This window comes from Protofrankia coriariae, from assembly GCF_001017755.1.
In the GTDB taxonomy this organism is placed as follows: Bacteria; Actinomycetota; Actinomycetes; order Frankiales; family Frankiaceae; genus Protofrankia; species Protofrankia coriariae.
Window position 1 is genome coordinate 1 of record NZ_JWIO01000042.1, and the last position, 16555, is coordinate 16555.

The following is a 16555-nucleotide window of genomic DNA, read 5'->3' on the forward strand; positions in this document are numbered from 1 at the left end:
CCACCCTGACCTCCCGCCACAACCTCGCCTACGCCTACCGGACGGTGGGGCGAGTGGAGGAAGCGATCGGCCTGTACGAGCAGGCGCTTGCCGACAGTCTGCGGGTTCTCGGTCCTGGGCATCCGCTGGTCGTCACGATCAGGGACAACCTGGCCGCTGCCACCGGTGCCGCGGAACGCCCGGGATGGATCAGGAGACTTCTCAGACGGTGACCATGGGCGCTCCCGTCGCTGGTGGGCCATCCGGGTCGGGTCACACAAAGCGGGCCTGGCTGGTGAGTGAGGCTGACCGTGGACCGGGCCGGCAGCACGCGTCGCGGAACGGTTCCGCGGGCTCGGCGACCCGTCCCGGTTGCCGTCTGACGGTCGATGGCCGGGGCCGGCGCCGGTGCTCGCCGAGCTCGGCCATCGGCCCGGACCGTAATCATTCAGTGATGGTAGAAATACACCATGGCTCTGAACATCGAGGATTCAGAGACCGAACAGCTGGCCACCGATGTCGCGGCGCTGGCCGGCGAGACCAGGACCCGGGCGATCAGTGTGGCGCTGAGGGAACGGTTGGCAAGGCTCACCGCCGCGCGGGCAACGACGGGCCACGGCATGCGGCTGTTGCGCTTCCTCACGGACGAGGCATGGCCCCAGATCCCCCAGGGCGCGCTCGGGCACGCGCCAACCAAGGCCGAACGGGAGCGGATTCTCGGCTACGGCCCGGAAGGCGTGTGATCGTCCACAGCCCCGCCATCGTGGCGGTCCTGCTACGCGAGCCAGGATGGCGGACTCTCCTCGACCAGCTCGCCACCGCCGACGGCCCCCAGGCGTCGGGGCACTCACGTGGCGGCCTTCGCCGATCTTGCCGGTGAGCTGTCGGATCCTGACGCGGAACTGCCGTTCACGTTGCCCGACGCCGAGCGTTTCGCCGCCGCGGCGGGCTGGCTGGGCATCGGCCCTGACAACGAGGTCGTCTACGCCCATCTGCCTGGCTGACCGCGTGCTCTGGCTGGCGGCGGGTGGGTTCCGCGGGGCTGCCCCGGGCGGCTCAGGTGCTGTCGGGGGCAGCTGCGGGCGGGGTGTGGGTGGCCGTGGTGTGGGTGACGGAGTGGGCGGCGTTGTCGGGCGGGGTGTTGTCGGGGACTGCCGCGGCGGAGACGGTCTGCTCGTCGGTGGCGCCGCGGGGCCTGGGCGGAGCTGGGACCTTCGGCTGCTTCGGCTGCCTGGCCCGTTTCGGCTGCCTGGGCGGGGCGTCGGCGTCGGAGGGCGGCGTGCGCGGGGCGGGCGCGCGGGCCGGGCCGTCAGCCGGGCCGCCGGCCAGGTCATCGGCCGAGGACGACCGCTGTGCGGCGGGGCGGCGTCCCTGCCGCGCCGCCGCACGCCGGGGCGGATCAGCGGCCCTGTCGCCGTCGTGGTCAAGCCCGGCCCTGCCGTCGCTGCCGTGGCCGTCGCTGGTATCGCGGCTGTCGGTGGTGCCGTGGCCGTCGCCGGTGCCGTGGCTGTCGGTGGCGTCGCGGTCGTCGGCCGCCGTCGAGGGCGGTGGTATCACTACCCGGGTGTCCGGTAGCCGCGGCGGGACGAACAGGCCCTGCGAGGAGGCCGACGCCAGCGGCCGGATCATGCCGGCGCTCATTTCGACGGCGAGCTCCGGCAGCTTGCGGCCGGGCCGGTTCGCCCGGGCCGCGTGCTCGGCCGCCGCCGATCCGGGTTGGGCGAAGCCGGGCTGCCAGTACTCCATCTCGGCGCGGAACGCCCCCGCGCTGCCGAGCTGGCAGAGGATGCCGATCGCGCCCAGGGTGACGCGGTGCATCAACAGATAGGAAGGGGGCAGGTTGAGCAGGCGGCCGAGCTGGGCCGCGGGGGAGCGGGGGTCGCCCAGCCGGATGGCCTCGCCTCGCAGCCAGTCGCGGGAGAAACGGAACGTCTCGGTGGCGACGGGCTCGAGGAGCGGTACCAGGTAGTCAAGGAGGTCCGCCGGTTTCATCTTCACCGTCGGCAGGATGAACCGCTCCGCCCGCAGGCCCGCCAGGACCGCATCCCCGTTGCCGTCCAGCGCCAGCCGGCTGAGCCGGCCGACGGGTTCGGGCAGCCCGTCCGGGAGGCGGTTGACCGCGCCGAAGTCCAACACGCCCAGACGGCCGTCCGGCAGCAGCCGGAAGTTGCCGGGATGCGGGTCGGAGTGCAGCAGCCCGGCCCGCGCCGGGCATGAGTACAGGAAACGCACGAGCAGCAGCCCGGCCCGGTCACGTTCGGTGTCCGTGCCACTGTTTATGATCGTTGACAGGGGTTTGCCGTCGATCCACTCTGTGACCAGCACATGGTCGGTCGCGGCGACGGCGCTGGGCACGTGGATGTCGGGGTCGTGGTCGAACGCTTCGGCGAAGGCCGTCTGCCAGGCCGCCTCCAGGCGGTAGTCGAGCTCCTCGAGGATGCGCTCCTTCAGCTCGGCGACCAGCGGCTTGATGTCCAGACCGGGGGCGATGGCGCTGAACAGCCGAGCCGCGCGCCCGAGCTGGGTGAGGTCGCTGAGCAGCGCCGGGCCGATGCCCGGATACTGGATCTTGACGGCGACATCTCGGCCGTCCGCCCACACGGCGCGGTGTACCTGGCCGATGCTGGCGGCGGCGGCCGGCGCGTCGTCGAAGCTGCGGAAGTTCGTCTGCCAGTCCGTGCCGAAGTCGCAGGCGAGCACCCGGTGGACCGAAGCCGCGGGCAGGGCGGGCGCGGTGTCCTGGAGCTTGGTCAGCGCCGCCCGGTAGGGCCGGGCGATCTCCTCGGGCAGTGCCGCCTCGAAGACCGACAGCGCCTGCCCGAGCTTCATCGCGCCGCCCTTGAGCTCCCCGAGGACGCGGAAAACCTGGGCGGCGGTCCGCTGCTGCAGCTCCGTGGCGACGATCTCGGCGGGGCGCCCGCCGAGTCGCTTACCCGCGCCGATCGTGGCCCGCCCGGCGAAGCCGAGAGGGAGGCTTGCCAGCTTGGCGGTGCGGACGACCGCGCGTTTTGGGATTTCGGACACAACTCCATCGTGCCTGTTCTGCGGGCGGGAGACAGGAGGGAACGCCGCTTGGAATTTTAATACTACTCTCTGTAGTCGAGGTGGTTGGCCTGGCTGATGGCGGACCGGTGGCGGGACCCCGCTCCGCCTGGTCACGACGCTCGTTTGGTCGCGATGCTCGTCTCTGGTCACGATGCTCGTTGCGTCCGCTCGAGGGTGTCGGCCTCGTCTGGATCCCCGCCCACCGCATCCTCGTCCACCGGCCAGCCGCCGGCTGCCCCGGTGCTCGCGGCTGCCATCCGCCGGGCGCTGCGGCAGGGGCACGAGGGGTGGATCGACCACGATCGGCGTCTGAGTCGAAGATCGGAGATTGTTATCTCCAGCGTCCCGTCGATGGTCGGCAACTCGTCGACCGTCGGTCGACACGGCTGCTCCGACACCTGGGCCTGACCGGGGCGGGCGATGCCACGGTCGCTGTGGTCGACAAGGGTGAGCGCCTGCATGGCGGTGAGCCCGGCGGCGACGGTGGCCAGCGCCACGTCGCAGGCATCGATCCCGGTGTCCGGACGGCGGGACATCTGCAGGGCCAGCAGCGGCCAGGACGGTTCCATCGCGTGGCGAAGCAGATGCTGGCAGTGCAGACACGAGGTCACTCCGGGCAGGACGAGCGGTCCGATCACCGCGGTGGTCTCACGAACGCCGGCAAGCAGATGCGGGATGCCGGAGCGTTCCAGCTCAAGCGCCTCCTGCGGGTGGACGACCGGTATGCCGGCCGGTGTGACGACGACCAGATCGGGGCGAAACGGCGCTGGATGCCGGCACTGGCGTGACGTGTGCGGGCGTGTCACCCGCGCGATCGCCGCGGTGGCGGCGACCGAACGGGGCCGCCCGACGTCGTCGAGACGGGCTCCGCCCGGCGCGACATCGGCCGCCCTGGTCGTACCGGTGTCGTCGACGACCACCTGCCCGACCCCGGCGGCGGCCAGCAGGGCCGCCACCTGAGCGCCGATCCGGCCCGCTCCGCGGACCTGGATCCGGGCCCGGCCGCGGGCCGCCATCGCTCGCCGGGCATGCCTCGGGTCGGCCGAGCCCAGGGCCATCGCGGCCAGGTCCGGCTGGAGGCGCTCCTGGTCCAGCACGGGTGGTGAGGANTCCGGCGGGGAGGCTGTCGCGGAGCAGGGTGATCCACTGCTCGGTGAGTGGCTCCGGGAGCCCTGCGACCGAGGCCATCGCTGCCCGGAAACCGGCCGCGTCCTGGTCGCCGAGGCTGCCGATCGGCAGAGTGCCCTGGTCGAAGAGGTCCAGGGCACGGCGTACGATCCGCAGCCGCTGGGCGTGGTCCGGCGGGGGGCCAGGAGCCGCACGGGAGCGCCGGGCATCGGCGGCGATCAGGGCCCGGGGGACCAGTGACAGCCGCCATCCCCCGCCGCCGGGCAGTGGGGCGGAGTCCAGCGAGTCGTACCACTCACCCCGCCGGAACACCGGCACGGTGCCTCCGCCGGGGGCGGCCGGGCCGGCCGGGGCGGCGCCACCGGCAACCGCCGGGGCGTGAGACGACCGGTCAGGCGCCGTCATCGGCGGACCAGGGTCGGGTCCAGCGGCTGTCGGTGCGGGCGCCGGCGAGCTGGAAGCGGATGTCGGCGGAGAGCCGCATCCGGCGGGTGCCGGTGTCCAGAGAGGCGTGGACGATATGCGGGGTGTGGATGGTCAGGTCTCCGGTGGCGTAGTCGGCCCACAGCCAGCGGCGGGCCGTCCGCTCCGCCGTCCACCGCAGGTCGTGGCTGATCGGGCGGGAGTCGTGGGGACGGTCGGTGACGTCGCGCAACGGGTCCAGCTGGTCGGGGGTCAGGGTGTGGGAGCCTTCGAGGTAGATCAGACCGCCCATCGGCAGCGGGCAGTCGCCGAGCGGGATCCAGGTGGTGAGCAGCTGGTCGGTGCCTCTGGTCATGTACTCGTAGTCGGTGTGGGCGCGGGAAGCGCGCAGGGACCCGAGGTAGAAGTGGCGGACGATCTTCCGGGGTAGTAGCTGCACCGGGCCCTGCAGGAGCGTTTCGGCGAGCCGGCGCAGCACCGGCTGCTCGCTGAACCGCTGGAACTGCGGGGAGCGGACGAAGCTGTGGGCCGGGTGGCCGGGTACTCCGTACTCCCCTGTTCCGGCGGGCACGGTACCCGAGTAGACACCGCTGACCGGTGGTGTTCCCGGGGCGAGGAATCCGGGGTCGAGCTGGGCGAAGTACTGCTCACGCAGCCGCAGCACCTCGTCCGGGTCGAGGACTCCACGGAGCAGGAGGTGGCCGTCACGGCGCAGCCGCTCGCGGAGCGCGGCGGGCTCGGCGAGCAGGTCGGAGCTGTCCGTCATCGGAGCGAAGTAGGTGTCGTTGAAGGGGATGGCCGCTCCGTTGGAGGCCAGCCCACTCACCGGGCGTGCCGTGGTCATCGCAATGTCCGCTCCCTGCGGGGTGGGTGACGGGTCAGCAGAGGTTGGCCAGTTCGGTACGGAGGGCGGCCAGGGTGCGTTGCTGCTGGTCGGGGGTGATCGACGGGTAGAGCGGCAGGCAGATGTGGTGGGCGGCGAACCAGCGGGCCTGCGGAAAGTCCCGGGCCGGCGGGGCGCCCTGGGCGGTGAAATACGGCTGCTCGCAGAGCAGGGTGTCGTAGACCTCACCGGCCAGGGCGACGCCGTGGTGGGTGCGCAGCCGGGCTTTGAGGGTGGCCCGGTCGACACCGTCCGGCAGGTACGCCAGGTACTTGTAGCCGTTGGCGGTGACCCCGGCCGGGACGTCATAGCGGCGGAGCCCGGGTACCCCGGACAGATGTTCGTCGTACCGGGCGGCGAGCGCGTGCCGGGCCCGGGTCGCCGCGTCGAAGCGCTCCAGCTGGGCGAGACCGATGGCCGCGTGCACCTCGCTCATCCGCCAGTTGCTGCCGGGGCAGTCGTGCAGACCGGCCTCGTAGGCCACCCTGCCGTGGTCCCGCAGCCGGCGGACGGTGTTCAGTTCGGCGGGACCGGGGGCGGTGAGGATGCCGCCTTCGGCGCTGGTCAGGACCTTTGTCGGGTAGAGCGAGAACGCTCCGTAGGTGCCGAAGGTGCCGGCCGGAGCCCCGTCGAGGCGGGAGCCGAAGGCATGCGCCGCGTCCTCGACCAGCGGGATCCCCCGGGCCCGGCAGGTTGCGGCGACCTGGTGGATCGCGGGGGAGATCACGCCGCCGATGTGGACAACGGTGACGGCCGCCACATCGGGGTGCCGATCCAGGGCCCGTGCCAGCGATGCGGGGTCCAGGCCCAGGCCGTCGAGCTCCATGTCGACGAAGTCCACGACGGCCCCGGCGCGGACGGCGGCCGCGGCGGTGGCGAAGAAGGTGTTGACCGGGACCAGCACGGTGCGGCCGGCCACCCCGATGATACGGAAGGCGATCTCCAGTGCGGCCGAGCCGGAGCTGACCGCGGCCGCCTCCCGACCCACCCAGGGTTCGACACGGGCCTCGAACTCGGCGAGCTGCGGGCCGAGGGTGAGTGCCCCGGAGGCCAGCGCCTCATCGACCCGGTCTGTCACCTCGCGGCGGGCCGCGACATCGAACCGGAGCCGTAGCGCTGGCACCGGTACGGCGGGCTGGGCACCGTCCTTGCCGAGGGCATCGAGGAAGAAGGCGGTGGCACGTTCGGGGTCGGTGGCGTGGCCCATGGGCAGGTCGAGAACTTCCAGCCGGTGTTGGGCGGAGCCCAGCGCGTAGGCCTTGCGGAGCTGTTCGGCGGCCGACTCGGTGTCCTGACGGCTCAGCGTCGGGTCGACGGTGCCGTACTGGACCTGAAGTGGCGCCGGGCAGAGAGCGGCGTAGAGGTCGGGCAGGTCGGCATGGCGCAGGATGCCCGGGAGCATGGCCACCGGGTTGCCGCTGAGGAGTTCGCCGTGGAGCAGCGGGTAGCTGCCGAGGTGGCTGGCGGCGCAGAGCGGGAGTGGTTCGCCATCCTGCAGCAGGGCGGTGTGCAGGGCGACGGCGGCGCCCAGGCTGTGGCCGAACAGCCCGATCCGGTCCGGGTCGGCGTCCGGGTGCCCGCGCAGCCAGCCGAGCGCGCCGAGTGCGTCCTCGACCAGCGCGCCCAGCAGCGGCTGGCTGCCGAGGCTGAACGCCTGGGTGAGGACCGCGGCCTCGTCCCGGCCGGAGAGCAGGGCGGCTGGCAGGCCGCCGTCGAGTCCGTAGTCGACGGTGAGGGTGAGCAGTCCGACCCGGGCCAGCCGCTCAGCGATGTTGCGGTCCGGGTGATCGGGCGGCTCCAACCCGGTGACCTGCTCCAGGACCGCCCGCCGGCCCGGGCTGACCAGTACCGCCGGCCGGGGACGGGAAGGTCCGGTGGGCGCCAGCAGCACCGCCCGGATGCCGTCCCGCGCAGGGGAACGGAGCTCGTACCGCTCGACCCGGAGCCCCGGCAGCTCCCCGGTGGTCCGCCGCACGGTCTCCAGCGGGGCGACGGAGCCGGGGTCGACGTGGGCGAGCCGGGCGACGGCGGAGCGGATCCGCCGGTTCTGGCCGCCCGGGTCGGTCCGCTCGGACGACGTGTGGCGCAGCGCGGTTTCATCGGCGAACCTGCGTCGTAGCCGGGAACTCTGCACGGGCGATCCTTACAGTCGATCGGACGGAGCGGGTGGTCAGACGAAGTCGGCGTGCAGGGTGGCGGGGACCTCGACGCGGTAGGAATCGAGCGCGTCGTCCAGGTGGATCTTCCCGCGTCGGAGCCATTCCAGGAGTTCGTTCTGTGGCCGGTAGAAGCAGGACTTGCACAGATCGGTGCGCTGCGGGTTGGATTCCTCCCACGAGGCCCGCTCCCCGCCCTCGAGTATCTGTAGGTATCCTTCCTTCAACACGTTCCCGATCAGATAGCGGCTGTTGAGGTGCACCTGTGGGCAGGGATACAGATTTCCGTCGGCGCCGACGGCGGTGACGAAACGGCTGTAGTGGCATTTTTCGAAGTCACCCTCGACCTCCTCCACCTGATCCATGGGGCCCCGGTCGAGTTTGGGTACTGAAACCTCGAAATCTGCTGTCGCCATCTCCACCGCGTCGTTCAGCCCGGCTGTGATATCGGCCATCATGGTCTTGATCGTGTCGTGTCCGAGGCCACTGTAGAACTCGGGCTCGAAGCGCACGTAGTGAGCGCCTGAGTCATGTGCGAGGCGGGCCGCCTGGCGGATTTCCTGGTAGTTCTGGGCGGTGATGACGAAGTTGAATCCGATGCGGAAATCCGGGTCGACGGCGGCGGCGCGTAGCCGGCCCGGCGACTCCAGAAATGTCCCGAAGGTGCCGTCACGGTCGTGGGTGATGTCGTTGAAGGTCTTCTCGGTGCCGGCGTTGAGGCCGATCCGGACCCAGGTGTGGGTCTCGGCCACGCATTCCCTGATGCCCGGGCGGGTCAGCCGGGACCCGTTGGTGATCAGCCCGATCCGCAGCCCGGCCGCGGCCGCGGCGCGGGTGATCTGCTGGTAGCCCGGATGGATCGTGCATTCGCCGCTGCCGCAGAAGGTGACCGCCCGGCCGCCGGTGGCGGCGAACTCGTGCATGAGTCTGACGGCGGCATCGGTTTTTATCGAGTCCTTGAAGGAGAACAGGTCGTAGAAGTTCTCCTCGTTCGGGGAGTGGAAGTTGCAGAAGTTGCATCGCATGTTGCAGGCGCCCATGATGCCGATCCGCATGTGGATCGGGCGGATCTCCTCGCCGTTCACGAATTTACGGACCATTTCTTCGTGCGCCAGAACCTTGGTCGGGGCGTGCGCCTGGTCCAGGGAGACCGCCGGTGTTCCTTCGGGATTTTTCGGTAGTGCCGAGTCGTGCGGCGATGCGGCCTGTGCCTGGCCCATGGTGAGTTCCTTTCGTAGGTGACGGACGGCCGAAAAATATCTGTCGACGCTGTGGCCCGCCTCGATGCGTCGACGTACCGGTTTTCCAGACGATCATTTTCTGTGTTGAAGATCCGGCAGTCCTCGGTCGGTCCTGCGTCGACACCGCACCCCGAAAATCCAGGGTTCCGCCGGCCGCGTCTGCGGTATTTCCGATTCCGCCTCAGTGTCCGATCTTGACTTTCTCGGGGACGTCGGGGACGAGGACGGCGACGGAGTAGTCAGGCGCTGACGAGGTAGGAGATGACGGCTTTTTCGTTGATGCCTGTGAAGCGGACGTTCAGGCTGGGCTGGCCCTCGTCGGTGATACCGGCGTGGCGCGGGTCGATGACACCCCGCGCCTCCTCGCCGACGCGGACCGCCAGGATGGATGTGCTCCGGGTGGTGGTGACGGGGATTGTGTTGCTGGGGAGGATGGGGACGCCGCGCCAGGCGGATATGCGGTGGCCGGCGATGTCGACGCTCCGCGGGTAGAGGCCGCGGCGGTTGGCCTCCCGGCCGAACGTGGCGATCGCCCGGGGATGCGCGAGAATGAACTGCGGATTCTTCCACACCGTGGCCAGCGGTTCGTCGAGGTCGTCGGGGGTGTGTGGGCCGGTGCGGATGTGGATGCGTTGTTTGAGGTCGGCGTTGTGGCGGAGGCCGAAGTCGCGGTTGTTGAATAGTTCGTGTTCCTGGCGTTCGTGGAGGGCTTCGATGGTGAGGCGGAGTTGCTGTTCGAGCTGGTTGTTGGGTTCGTTGTAGAGGTCGGCGACGCGGCTGTGGACGCGCAGGATGGTCTGGGCGACGCTGAGTTCATATTCGCGGGGGGCGAGTTCATAGTCGACGAAGGTGCCGGGGAGGTCGGGTTCGCCGTGGTGGCCAGCGGTGAGGTCGATGGCGGCTTTGCCGTATTTGTTCTGGTCGGGGCGGGTGCGGTACTGGTCGAGGATTTCATGGAAGGTGGTGCGGGGAGGGTGAAGACGGTGGTCGCGGTGGCGGCGGTGGTGTATTGCCAGGTGCTGTCGGAGCCGGTGAGGGTGTCCTCGCCGAAGTAGTCGCCGTCGGCGAGGACGCCGAGGGTGGTCTGGTCGCCGTATTCACCGACGCCGATCTTGTTGATTTTGCCGTGGGCGATGAGGAAGACCTGGTCAGCGGGTTGGCCGATTTCGGTGATGGTGTTGCCGGGGGCGTATTCGTGTTGGGTGAAGCGGTCGGCGAGGGTGGTCAGGACGGCGGTGCCGTCGAAGCCGCGCAGGGGTGGGAGTTCGCCGAGTTCGGGGGGATGACGCGGATGTCGGCGCCCGCGGTGACGAAGGTGATGCGTCCGTCGCCGAGGGGGTAGGTCAGGCGGCGGTTGACGCGGTAGATGCCGCCGGCGACCTGGACCCAGGGGAGGATGCGCAGGAGCCATCGGGAGGAGATCTCCTGCATTTGCGAGACGGATTTGGTGACCGTCGCCAGGTTGCGGGCTGCTTCGGTGCCCAGGCTCAACCGAACACGAGCGCGGCCGGGGGTGGTCGCCGCTGCTGTCGGCGGCTGATGCCACTGGCTCTGTCACCGCGTCTACCACCAATCTCTGATCCTGCAACCGGTCGCTCTTCCCTCACCGGGGCTGGCTGAAGTCGGCGAGCGATCGTGATGAACGGTCGCGGCGCACAGGGGGTGGGTGGCTGCCTGCCTGTTCGTAGGCGGCCATGAGTTGTTCATGACGATTTTGTGCGGTGAGCGCGCGCCAAATATTAACTGGTTCGCGTGAGATTCACAACTGATTCGTCTTCCCCTGCTGTCGCGTACCAACCGTGATGGCTAGGTGGTTACCGGCGGTGGTGGCGATTCTGCCGGCCGAGGCTTCCGACAACGGCATGAATGCTTTCCGGACGGCGCGGGTGGCCTGCGGTCACCAGGATTTCCCGCAGGCCGGCGACGACGTGCGGTGAAAAGCACGGTGAAAGGTGACGCGGCACCGGCTCGCGGCCTGGCCGCGGCGGGCCGTACGGCCCGGTCCCAGGTGTTGGCCGATATCATGCGGACCGGGCTCGCGGCGGTCCTCCCATATGTTCCGGCCTGGTCCGGCCCGGCGGCCCGGCAGGTGGTTCACCAGGTCGGGACGGGTGTCGAGGACGGCCGTCCGCTACGGGGCGCCGCTACCGGACCTGCGGTGACAATGGCCGGCGGGGTATCCGGCCGCAGCCGTCCTCCGACTTCCGTCAGGCCGGTGTTGTATTCACTGAAACGACATGGCCGGTTTTCCGGCAATAATTCACCGGTATCCGCCCAGCGGATTGTCCAGCGAATTTTTCGGCGGTCGCCGGGGTCGTTCACGGAACGGACGGTACCGGCTTCGAGCCGTCACAATTTCTGCTACTTTCTGTAGTCATCCCGCTTCGATCTTCGATGAAATGTTACGGAAAGTAGTTAATCTATCTCTCCGGTGGAGCTGTTGCCGAGCGTCATGGTGCTATCCCCGCCGGCCGGGTCGCCGCTCCGCGCCGCTGCGGGTCGCCGCTCCGGACGGCGATTCGGCCGGTGGGGCGGAAGCGGCGCAGCCGCAGCGAGTTGGAGACGACGAACACGGAGCTCAGCGCCATGGCCGCACCGGCGATCATGGGGTTGAGCAGGCCGGCGGCGGCCAACGGAAGGGCGACGACGTTGTAGGCGAAGGCCCAGAACAGGTTGCCCTTGATGGTGGCCAGGGTGCGCCGGGACAGCCGGATGGCGTCCACGGCCGCGCCGAGATCCCCGCGGACGAGGGTGATGTCACCCGCCTCGATCGCGGCGTCCGTCCCGGTCCCCACGGCCAGGCCCAGATCGGCGCGGGCGAGCGCGGCGGCGTCGTTGACCCCGTCCCCGACCATCGCGACGACCCGGCCTCGCGCCTGCAGCCGGGCGACGACGTCGACCTTGTCCGTGGGCAGTGCCTCGGCGATCACCTCGTCGATGCCGGCCTGCGCGGCAACCGCGTGGGCGGCTCGGGCGTTGTCACCGGTGAGCAGGACCGGTGCCAGGCCGAGGCCACGCAGCCGGCGGACCGCGTCCGCGCTGCCGGGCCGGAGAGTGTCGGCGACGACGAGCACCGCGCGGGCGGCGCCGTCCCAGCCGGCGAACACCGGCGTACGGCCGTCCCGTTCGGCGGCCTGGGCCGCCTGCTCGAGCGCGTCGGGGATGTGCAGCGACCACTCCTCGAGCAGGCGACGGCGACCAGTGACGATCTTCTGGTCGTCCACCGTCCCCCGCACACCGAAGCCGTCGACGCTGCTGAAGTCCTCGACGTCCGGCAGTTCGCCGAGCCGTTCCCGTGCCCCGTGGGCGATCGCCCGCGCGATCGGGTGCCCGCTGGCCGCCTCGACCGCGCCGACCAGCCGCAGCACCTCGTCGACGCCGGCCTGCGCACCATCGGTGCCGGTACCAGTACTGCCGGTGCCGGTATCAGTGCGGTCAGGGCTGGCGGCGCCGGCGCCGGTGCCGGCTGTGACGACTGTCAGCAGGCTCATCCGCCCGGTGGTCAGCGTCCCGGTCTTGTCCAGGACGACGGTGTCCACCCGCCGGGTCGATTCCAGTACCTCCGGCCCTTTGATCAGGATGCCGAGCTGGGCGCCACGGCCGCTGCCGACGAGCAGCGCGGTGGGGGTCGCCAGGCCGAGCGCGCACGGGCAGGCGACGATCAGCACGGCCACCGCGGCCGTGAACGCCGCCGTCGGCCCCTCGCCGAGAGCGAGCCACACCGCGAGGGTGACGGCCGTGAGGCCGATCACGATCGGGACGAACACGGCCGACACCCGGTCGGCGAGCCGCTGGATCGCGGCCTTGCCGCTCTGCGCCTCGACGACCAGTTTCGCGATCTGCGCGAGCTGGGTGTCCGCGCCCACCCGGGTGGCCCGGACCACCAGCCGGCCGTCGGTGTTCACGGTGGCGCCGGTGACCGTGTCACCCACGCCGACCTCGACCGGCACCGCCTCGCCGGTGAGCATGCTCGCGTCCACCGCGCAACCGCCCTGCTCCACGACCCCGTCGGTGGCGATCTTCTCGCCTGGGCGCACCACGAAGCGGTCGCCCACGGCCAGCTGTTCGATGCCGATCCGCAGCTCCTGGCCGTCCCGCAGGACCGTCACGTTCCTGGCGCCCAGTTCGAGCAGCGCCCGCAGCGCGGCGCCGGCCCGCCGCTTGGCGCGCGCCTCGAAGAAGCGTCCGGTGAGGATGAGCGTCGTCACCACGGCGGCGACCTCGAGGTAGATGCTGTCCGTGCCGCTGCCCCGGTCGGCGGCTGGCCCGGAGGGCATGATCATGTCGGTCATGCCCGTCATCCCCGCGTGGCCGGAAGACGCATGACCGAAGAACAGGGCGTACAGCGACCAGCCGAACGCCGCGAGCGTGCCGATGGAGATCAGTGTGTCCATGGTCGCCGCGCCGTGGCGCAGGTTCGTCCACGCCGCTCGGTGGAACGGCAGACCGCCCCACAGTACGACCGGGGTGGCCAGCGCCAGCGACAGCCACTGCCAGTTGTCGAACTGCCACGGCGGCACCATGGCGAGCAGCAGCACCGGCAGGCTCAGCAGACTGGAGACGATCAGCCGTAGCCGCTGCGGGTCGACCCGCTCCGCCCGCTCGGTCGCGGGGGCGGCCCGGCCCGCTTCCGCGGCCCCTTCCCGGCCCGTCACCGTCGGCGCCTCGTCCGCCGGGACGGCCCGTGGCGGCTGTGGCCGCTGAGGTACCTGCGGTTGCTGGGCGCGGTAGCCGATCCGCTGCACCTCGGTGACCAGGTCGGCCGCGGTGAGCCGGTCCGGGTAGACGACATGCGCCCGCTCGGTGGCGTAGTTGACGGTGGCGGTCACACCCTCGAGCCGGTTGAGCCGCTTCTCGATGCGCGCCGCGCAGGACGCGCAGGTCATCCCGCTGATCGACAGATCGATCTCGTGGACACCCGAGGGCGGCGCGGCATCCGCGGTCACGCTCATCGCGGTCGTTCCTCCGTTCCGGCTGGCCGGTCCGCCTCGTCGAGGTGCGGTGGCTCGTCCCCCGACGCGTCCGGCCGATGCCGCTGGTCCTACCGGTTGGGTTCTTCGCCAGCCGGCTTCTTCCTGGCCGGCTGGCCCGCTGCTGGCTGCCCCGCTACCGGCTGGCGGCGGGGCTGACGAGTTCGTAACCGGCCTCGTCCACGGCGGCTCGGACAGCGGTCTCCGCCAGCGACTGTTCACTGATCACCGTTACCGCGCCGCTGCCCAGGTCCACCTGGACGTCGCTGACACCCGGGATCCGGCCGATCTCGGTGCTCACCGCGCCGACACAGTGCGAGCAGTTCATGCCGACAACGGTGTAGGTGGTCGTGGTCACAGTTGGTCCTTCCAGAAGAAATGATCGATTTTGGGGTGTGCCTGGCGTCGTCGGCGGTGCACAGCCACGTCCCTTCCGTGGTCCGTGACGCCTCTCGTCGTCCACGCCGGGAGTTTGTCGGACGTGGGACGAACGCCGGGCGCGGTGGACGCGTGATCATGTCGTTGGGTGTCGTCGTGTTGTCGTGGGCGCTCAGGAGCGGAGCAGGCGGGCGATCGCGTCCGAGGCCTCCCGTACCTTCTGGTCGGCCTCCTCGCCGCCGGCTGCCGCCGCCTGCACGAGGCAGTGCGCCATGTGCGCGTCGAGCAGACCGAGCGCGACCGAGCGTAGCGCTTTCGTCGCAGCCGAGACCTGCGTCAGGATGTCGATGCAGTACTGTTCCTGCTCGACCATCCGTTGCAGGCCGCGGATCTGGCCCTCGATGCGCCGCAGCCGCTTGAGGTAGTCGTCCTTGTCGCCGATGTAGCCGTGGCCCGCGCCCATCCGTACCTCCACCCCATACCCTCCAGGGGTATTTACGATGGTGTCGACTCTATACCCTTAGGGGGTACCGGTAAAGCCGCAACGCCCGCGTCGCGATGCGGACGCGACAGTCAACGGTGTTGATGCCACCCCGCCTGCTCCTGCTCTGCCTATCAGGGGCGTCATGCCGCGAGTAGGTCGTCGGGGGTCGCGGGCGAGGATCGAAGATGCCGTCCAGCGTCGCTGCGGCGCGGGTCACCGCTCGTCGTGCAGGGCGACGACTGCCGCTTCGACTGTGTGATCGTCGCGAGAAACCTGCGAGGCGGCTTGAGGGGGAGGGATTGATCCACTCTATAGTCAACGGTGTTGACGGTGCCGGGCATACAACTTGATCTTCTGGTTCTGCTGACCGCGGCATTCGGGCCATCGACATCTTGATCATATGGCCGGGTGGGTAGGGCGCATCAGGCGTCGGTGTCCCGGAAGGGCTGGCTGTGTACGTCCGCGGACGTAGGAAGATCTCGCGTTCAGTACGTCGTGAGGCGGATGCCGTCGGACCTGCCGGTGGATACCGTCATCTGGTGGATGTTCGGAAGCTGGTCGCGATTGGCGGCTGTCTGCGTGCCGACGTCCTCCCGGCGGCCGTGGTCGCGGCTGTGCTCCTCCTCAGCAGCACCCAGATTGATCATGAAGGGCTCGGATCCGGCCGTCGTCTCGACGCCGTGGGTTACCTGCTGCTCGCCGTTGCCGCCGCCGTGGTGCTCCTGCGTCGCTACCGGCCCCTGTCCATGCTGGCCGCTGAATCAGTCCTGGTCAGTGTTTATCTCGCCGCTGGCTATCCGAACGGTCCGCCACCGGTCCAGCTTCCGCTCGCCGTCGCCGCCTTCTCCGTCGGTACTCGGCTGCCGGTCGTGCCCATGGCTGTCGCGGCCGGGGCCGCCGGGGTGACCGTCGTCGGCGGCGAGCTGATCGGGGACGTCCTGGCCGACGATGATGTCGGCTGGACGCACTGGGTTGTCGGGACGCTGGGCATCCTCTGGCTGGCGGTGCCGGCGCTTATCGGGGGGCTGCTCCAGGTCGCGCGCCGTTCCAGGGCACAGGCCGAGGACGAGGCGCGGCGGGCCATGGCCGAACAGGAACGGCTACGGCTGTATCGCGAGGTACACGACGTCGTGGGTCATGGGTTGTCCGTCATCTCCCTGCAGGCCGGGGTCGCCCTCCACGTCTTCGACCGGCGTCCTGAACAGGCCCGGGCCGCTCTTGAGGCGATCCGGCGCACCAGCCACGACGCGTTGGAGGAACTGCGCGCGACCCTCGCTCTCACCCGTCTCGGCGTCGACACCCGGCCCGCGTGGGCCGGCGCCCCCGACAACGCCGATATGATCGTTGACGGTGCCGGGAGCGCCGACCAGGCCGGCAACGCCCGGCATGTGCCGTTGACCGGTCTCGCGCGCCTGGACGGGATGCTCGCGCAGGTCCGGCGCGCCGGCCTCCGGGTGGATCTGGTGACTTCCGGTGAAGGCCCCGAGGCCCTGCCGGCCGAGGTGGATCTCGCCGTGTTCCGGGTCATCCAGGAGTCGCTGACGAACGTGCTCAGGCATGCCGGCCCGGCCCGCGCCCGTGTCGAGATCTGTTACGAGCCCGACCAGGTGGTGGTCGGAGTATGTGACGAGCCGGTTGCCGATCAGCCGGTGACCGTCGTGGCACCGGCGATGGCCACGACCGATGCCGGGCCCGCGGGCCCCGGGCACACCAGCCCGGTGCCCGCGGGCCACGAGCACGGCCACGGCCATGGCCATGGGCTGCACGGTCTGCGGGAACGCGCCGTCGATCTCGGGGGTACGGTGACGGCCGGCCCGCGGCCTGGCCACGGTTGGCAGGTCCGAGCCGTCCTGCCGTTACGGCGGGGG

The 16555-nt window shown here is 70.4% G+C and carries 14 protein-coding genes and 1 pseudogene; 4 read left to right on the forward strand and 11 right to left on the reverse strand.

From position 1 onward, the window contains the following. From FrCorBMG51_RS19905 to FrCorBMG51_RS28580, 3 genes are all read left to right on the forward strand, one after another. A partial coding sequence (locus FrCorBMG51_RS19905) for a tetratricopeptide repeat protein (RefSeq protein ID WP_047224565.1) occupies positions 1-212 on the forward strand: 212 nt, incomplete at its 5' end. 237 nt (positions 213-449) lie between these two features. Further along, a complete protein-coding gene (locus FrCorBMG51_RS19910; RefSeq protein ID WP_047224566.1) occupies positions 450-722 on the forward strand; it encodes a type II toxin-antitoxin system VapB family antitoxin in 273 nt (90 codons plus the stop codon). Between the two features lie 108 nt (positions 723-830). Continuing rightward, a complete protein-coding gene (locus FrCorBMG51_RS28580) occupies positions 831-983 on the forward strand; it encodes a hypothetical protein (protein ID WP_157180593.1) in 153 nt (50 codons plus the stop codon). 52 nt (positions 984-1035) lie between these two features. Here the strand turns inward: FrCorBMG51_RS28580 and FrCorBMG51_RS19915 are convergent, their stop codons facing one another. The 11 genes and pseudogenes from FrCorBMG51_RS19915 to FrCorBMG51_RS19955 all read right to left on the reverse strand — a co-directional run bounded on the left by FrCorBMG51_RS19915 (position 1036) and on the right by FrCorBMG51_RS19955 (position 14678). Beyond that, the gene (locus tag FrCorBMG51_RS19915; RefSeq protein WP_047224567.1) at positions 1036-3003 is read right to left on the reverse strand and encodes an ABC1 kinase family protein; all 1968 of its coding nucleotides are present in this window, start codon (positions 3001-3003) and stop codon (positions 1036-1038) included. 167 nt (positions 3004-3170) lie between these two features. Then, positions 3171-4121, reverse strand: coding sequence for a ThiF family adenylyltransferase (locus tag FrCorBMG51_RS19920; protein ID WP_052914860.1), 951 nt, complete (start codon positions 4119-4121; stop codon positions 3171-3173). 422 nt (positions 4122-4543) lie between these two features. Further along, positions 4544-5419, reverse strand: coding sequence for a phytanoyl-CoA dioxygenase family protein (locus FrCorBMG51_RS19925; protein WP_047224568.1), 876 nt, complete (start codon positions 5417-5419; stop codon positions 4544-4546). Between the two features lie 34 nt (positions 5420-5453). Then, positions 5454-7592: a DegT/DnrJ/EryC1/StrS family aminotransferase gene (locus tag FrCorBMG51_RS25640; protein WP_052914861.1), complete on the reverse strand. Its 2139-nt coding sequence runs from the start codon at positions 7590-7592 to the stop codon at positions 5454-5456. Positions 7593-7628: 36 nt separating this feature from the next. Beyond that, entirely contained in the window at positions 7629-8834 is a 1206-nt protein-coding gene (locus FrCorBMG51_RS19935; RefSeq protein ID WP_235433749.1) for a radical SAM/SPASM domain-containing protein, read from the reverse strand. A 260-nt stretch (positions 8835-9094) separates the two neighbouring features. Continuing rightward, positions 9095-9952: a hypothetical protein gene (locus FrCorBMG51_RS33210; RefSeq protein ID WP_338052780.1), complete on the reverse strand. Its 858-nt coding sequence runs from the start codon at positions 9950-9952 to the stop codon at positions 9095-9097. Next, positions 9880-10110, reverse strand: a pseudogene (locus FrCorBMG51_RS35040) (cyclic nucleotide-binding domain-containing protein); the annotation flags it as partial. The pseudogene FrCorBMG51_RS35040 and the gene FrCorBMG51_RS33210, both read right to left, overlap by 73 nt. Continuing rightward, the gene (locus tag FrCorBMG51_RS35045; protein ID WP_338052781.1) at positions 10080-10346 is read right to left on the reverse strand and encodes a hypothetical protein; all 267 of its coding nucleotides are present in this window, start codon (positions 10344-10346) and stop codon (positions 10080-10082) included. The pseudogene FrCorBMG51_RS35040 and the gene FrCorBMG51_RS35045, both read right to left, overlap by 31 nt. Positions 10347-11305: 959 nt before the next feature. Beyond that, complete coding sequence (locus FrCorBMG51_RS19945; protein WP_047224570.1) at positions 11306-13807, reverse strand: heavy metal translocating P-type ATPase; 2502 nt, start codon at positions 13805-13807, stop codon at positions 11306-11308. A gap of 154 nt (positions 13808-13961) precedes the next feature. Further along, entirely contained in the window at positions 13962-14183 is a 222-nt protein-coding gene (locus tag FrCorBMG51_RS19950; protein ID WP_047224571.1) for a heavy-metal-associated domain-containing protein, read from the reverse strand. A 192-nt stretch (positions 14184-14375) separates the two neighbouring features. Beyond that, positions 14376-14678, reverse strand: coding sequence for a metal-sensitive transcriptional regulator (locus FrCorBMG51_RS19955; RefSeq protein ID WP_275452060.1), 303 nt, complete (start codon positions 14676-14678; stop codon positions 14376-14378). Positions 14679-15226: 548 nt separating this feature from the next. On the opposite strand from FrCorBMG51_RS19955, the gene FrCorBMG51_RS19960 reads away from it, so the two are divergent. Then, positions 15227-16555: sensor histidine kinase (locus FrCorBMG51_RS19960; protein ID WP_047224596.1), on the forward strand; the 1329-nt coding region annotated here is incomplete at its 3' end.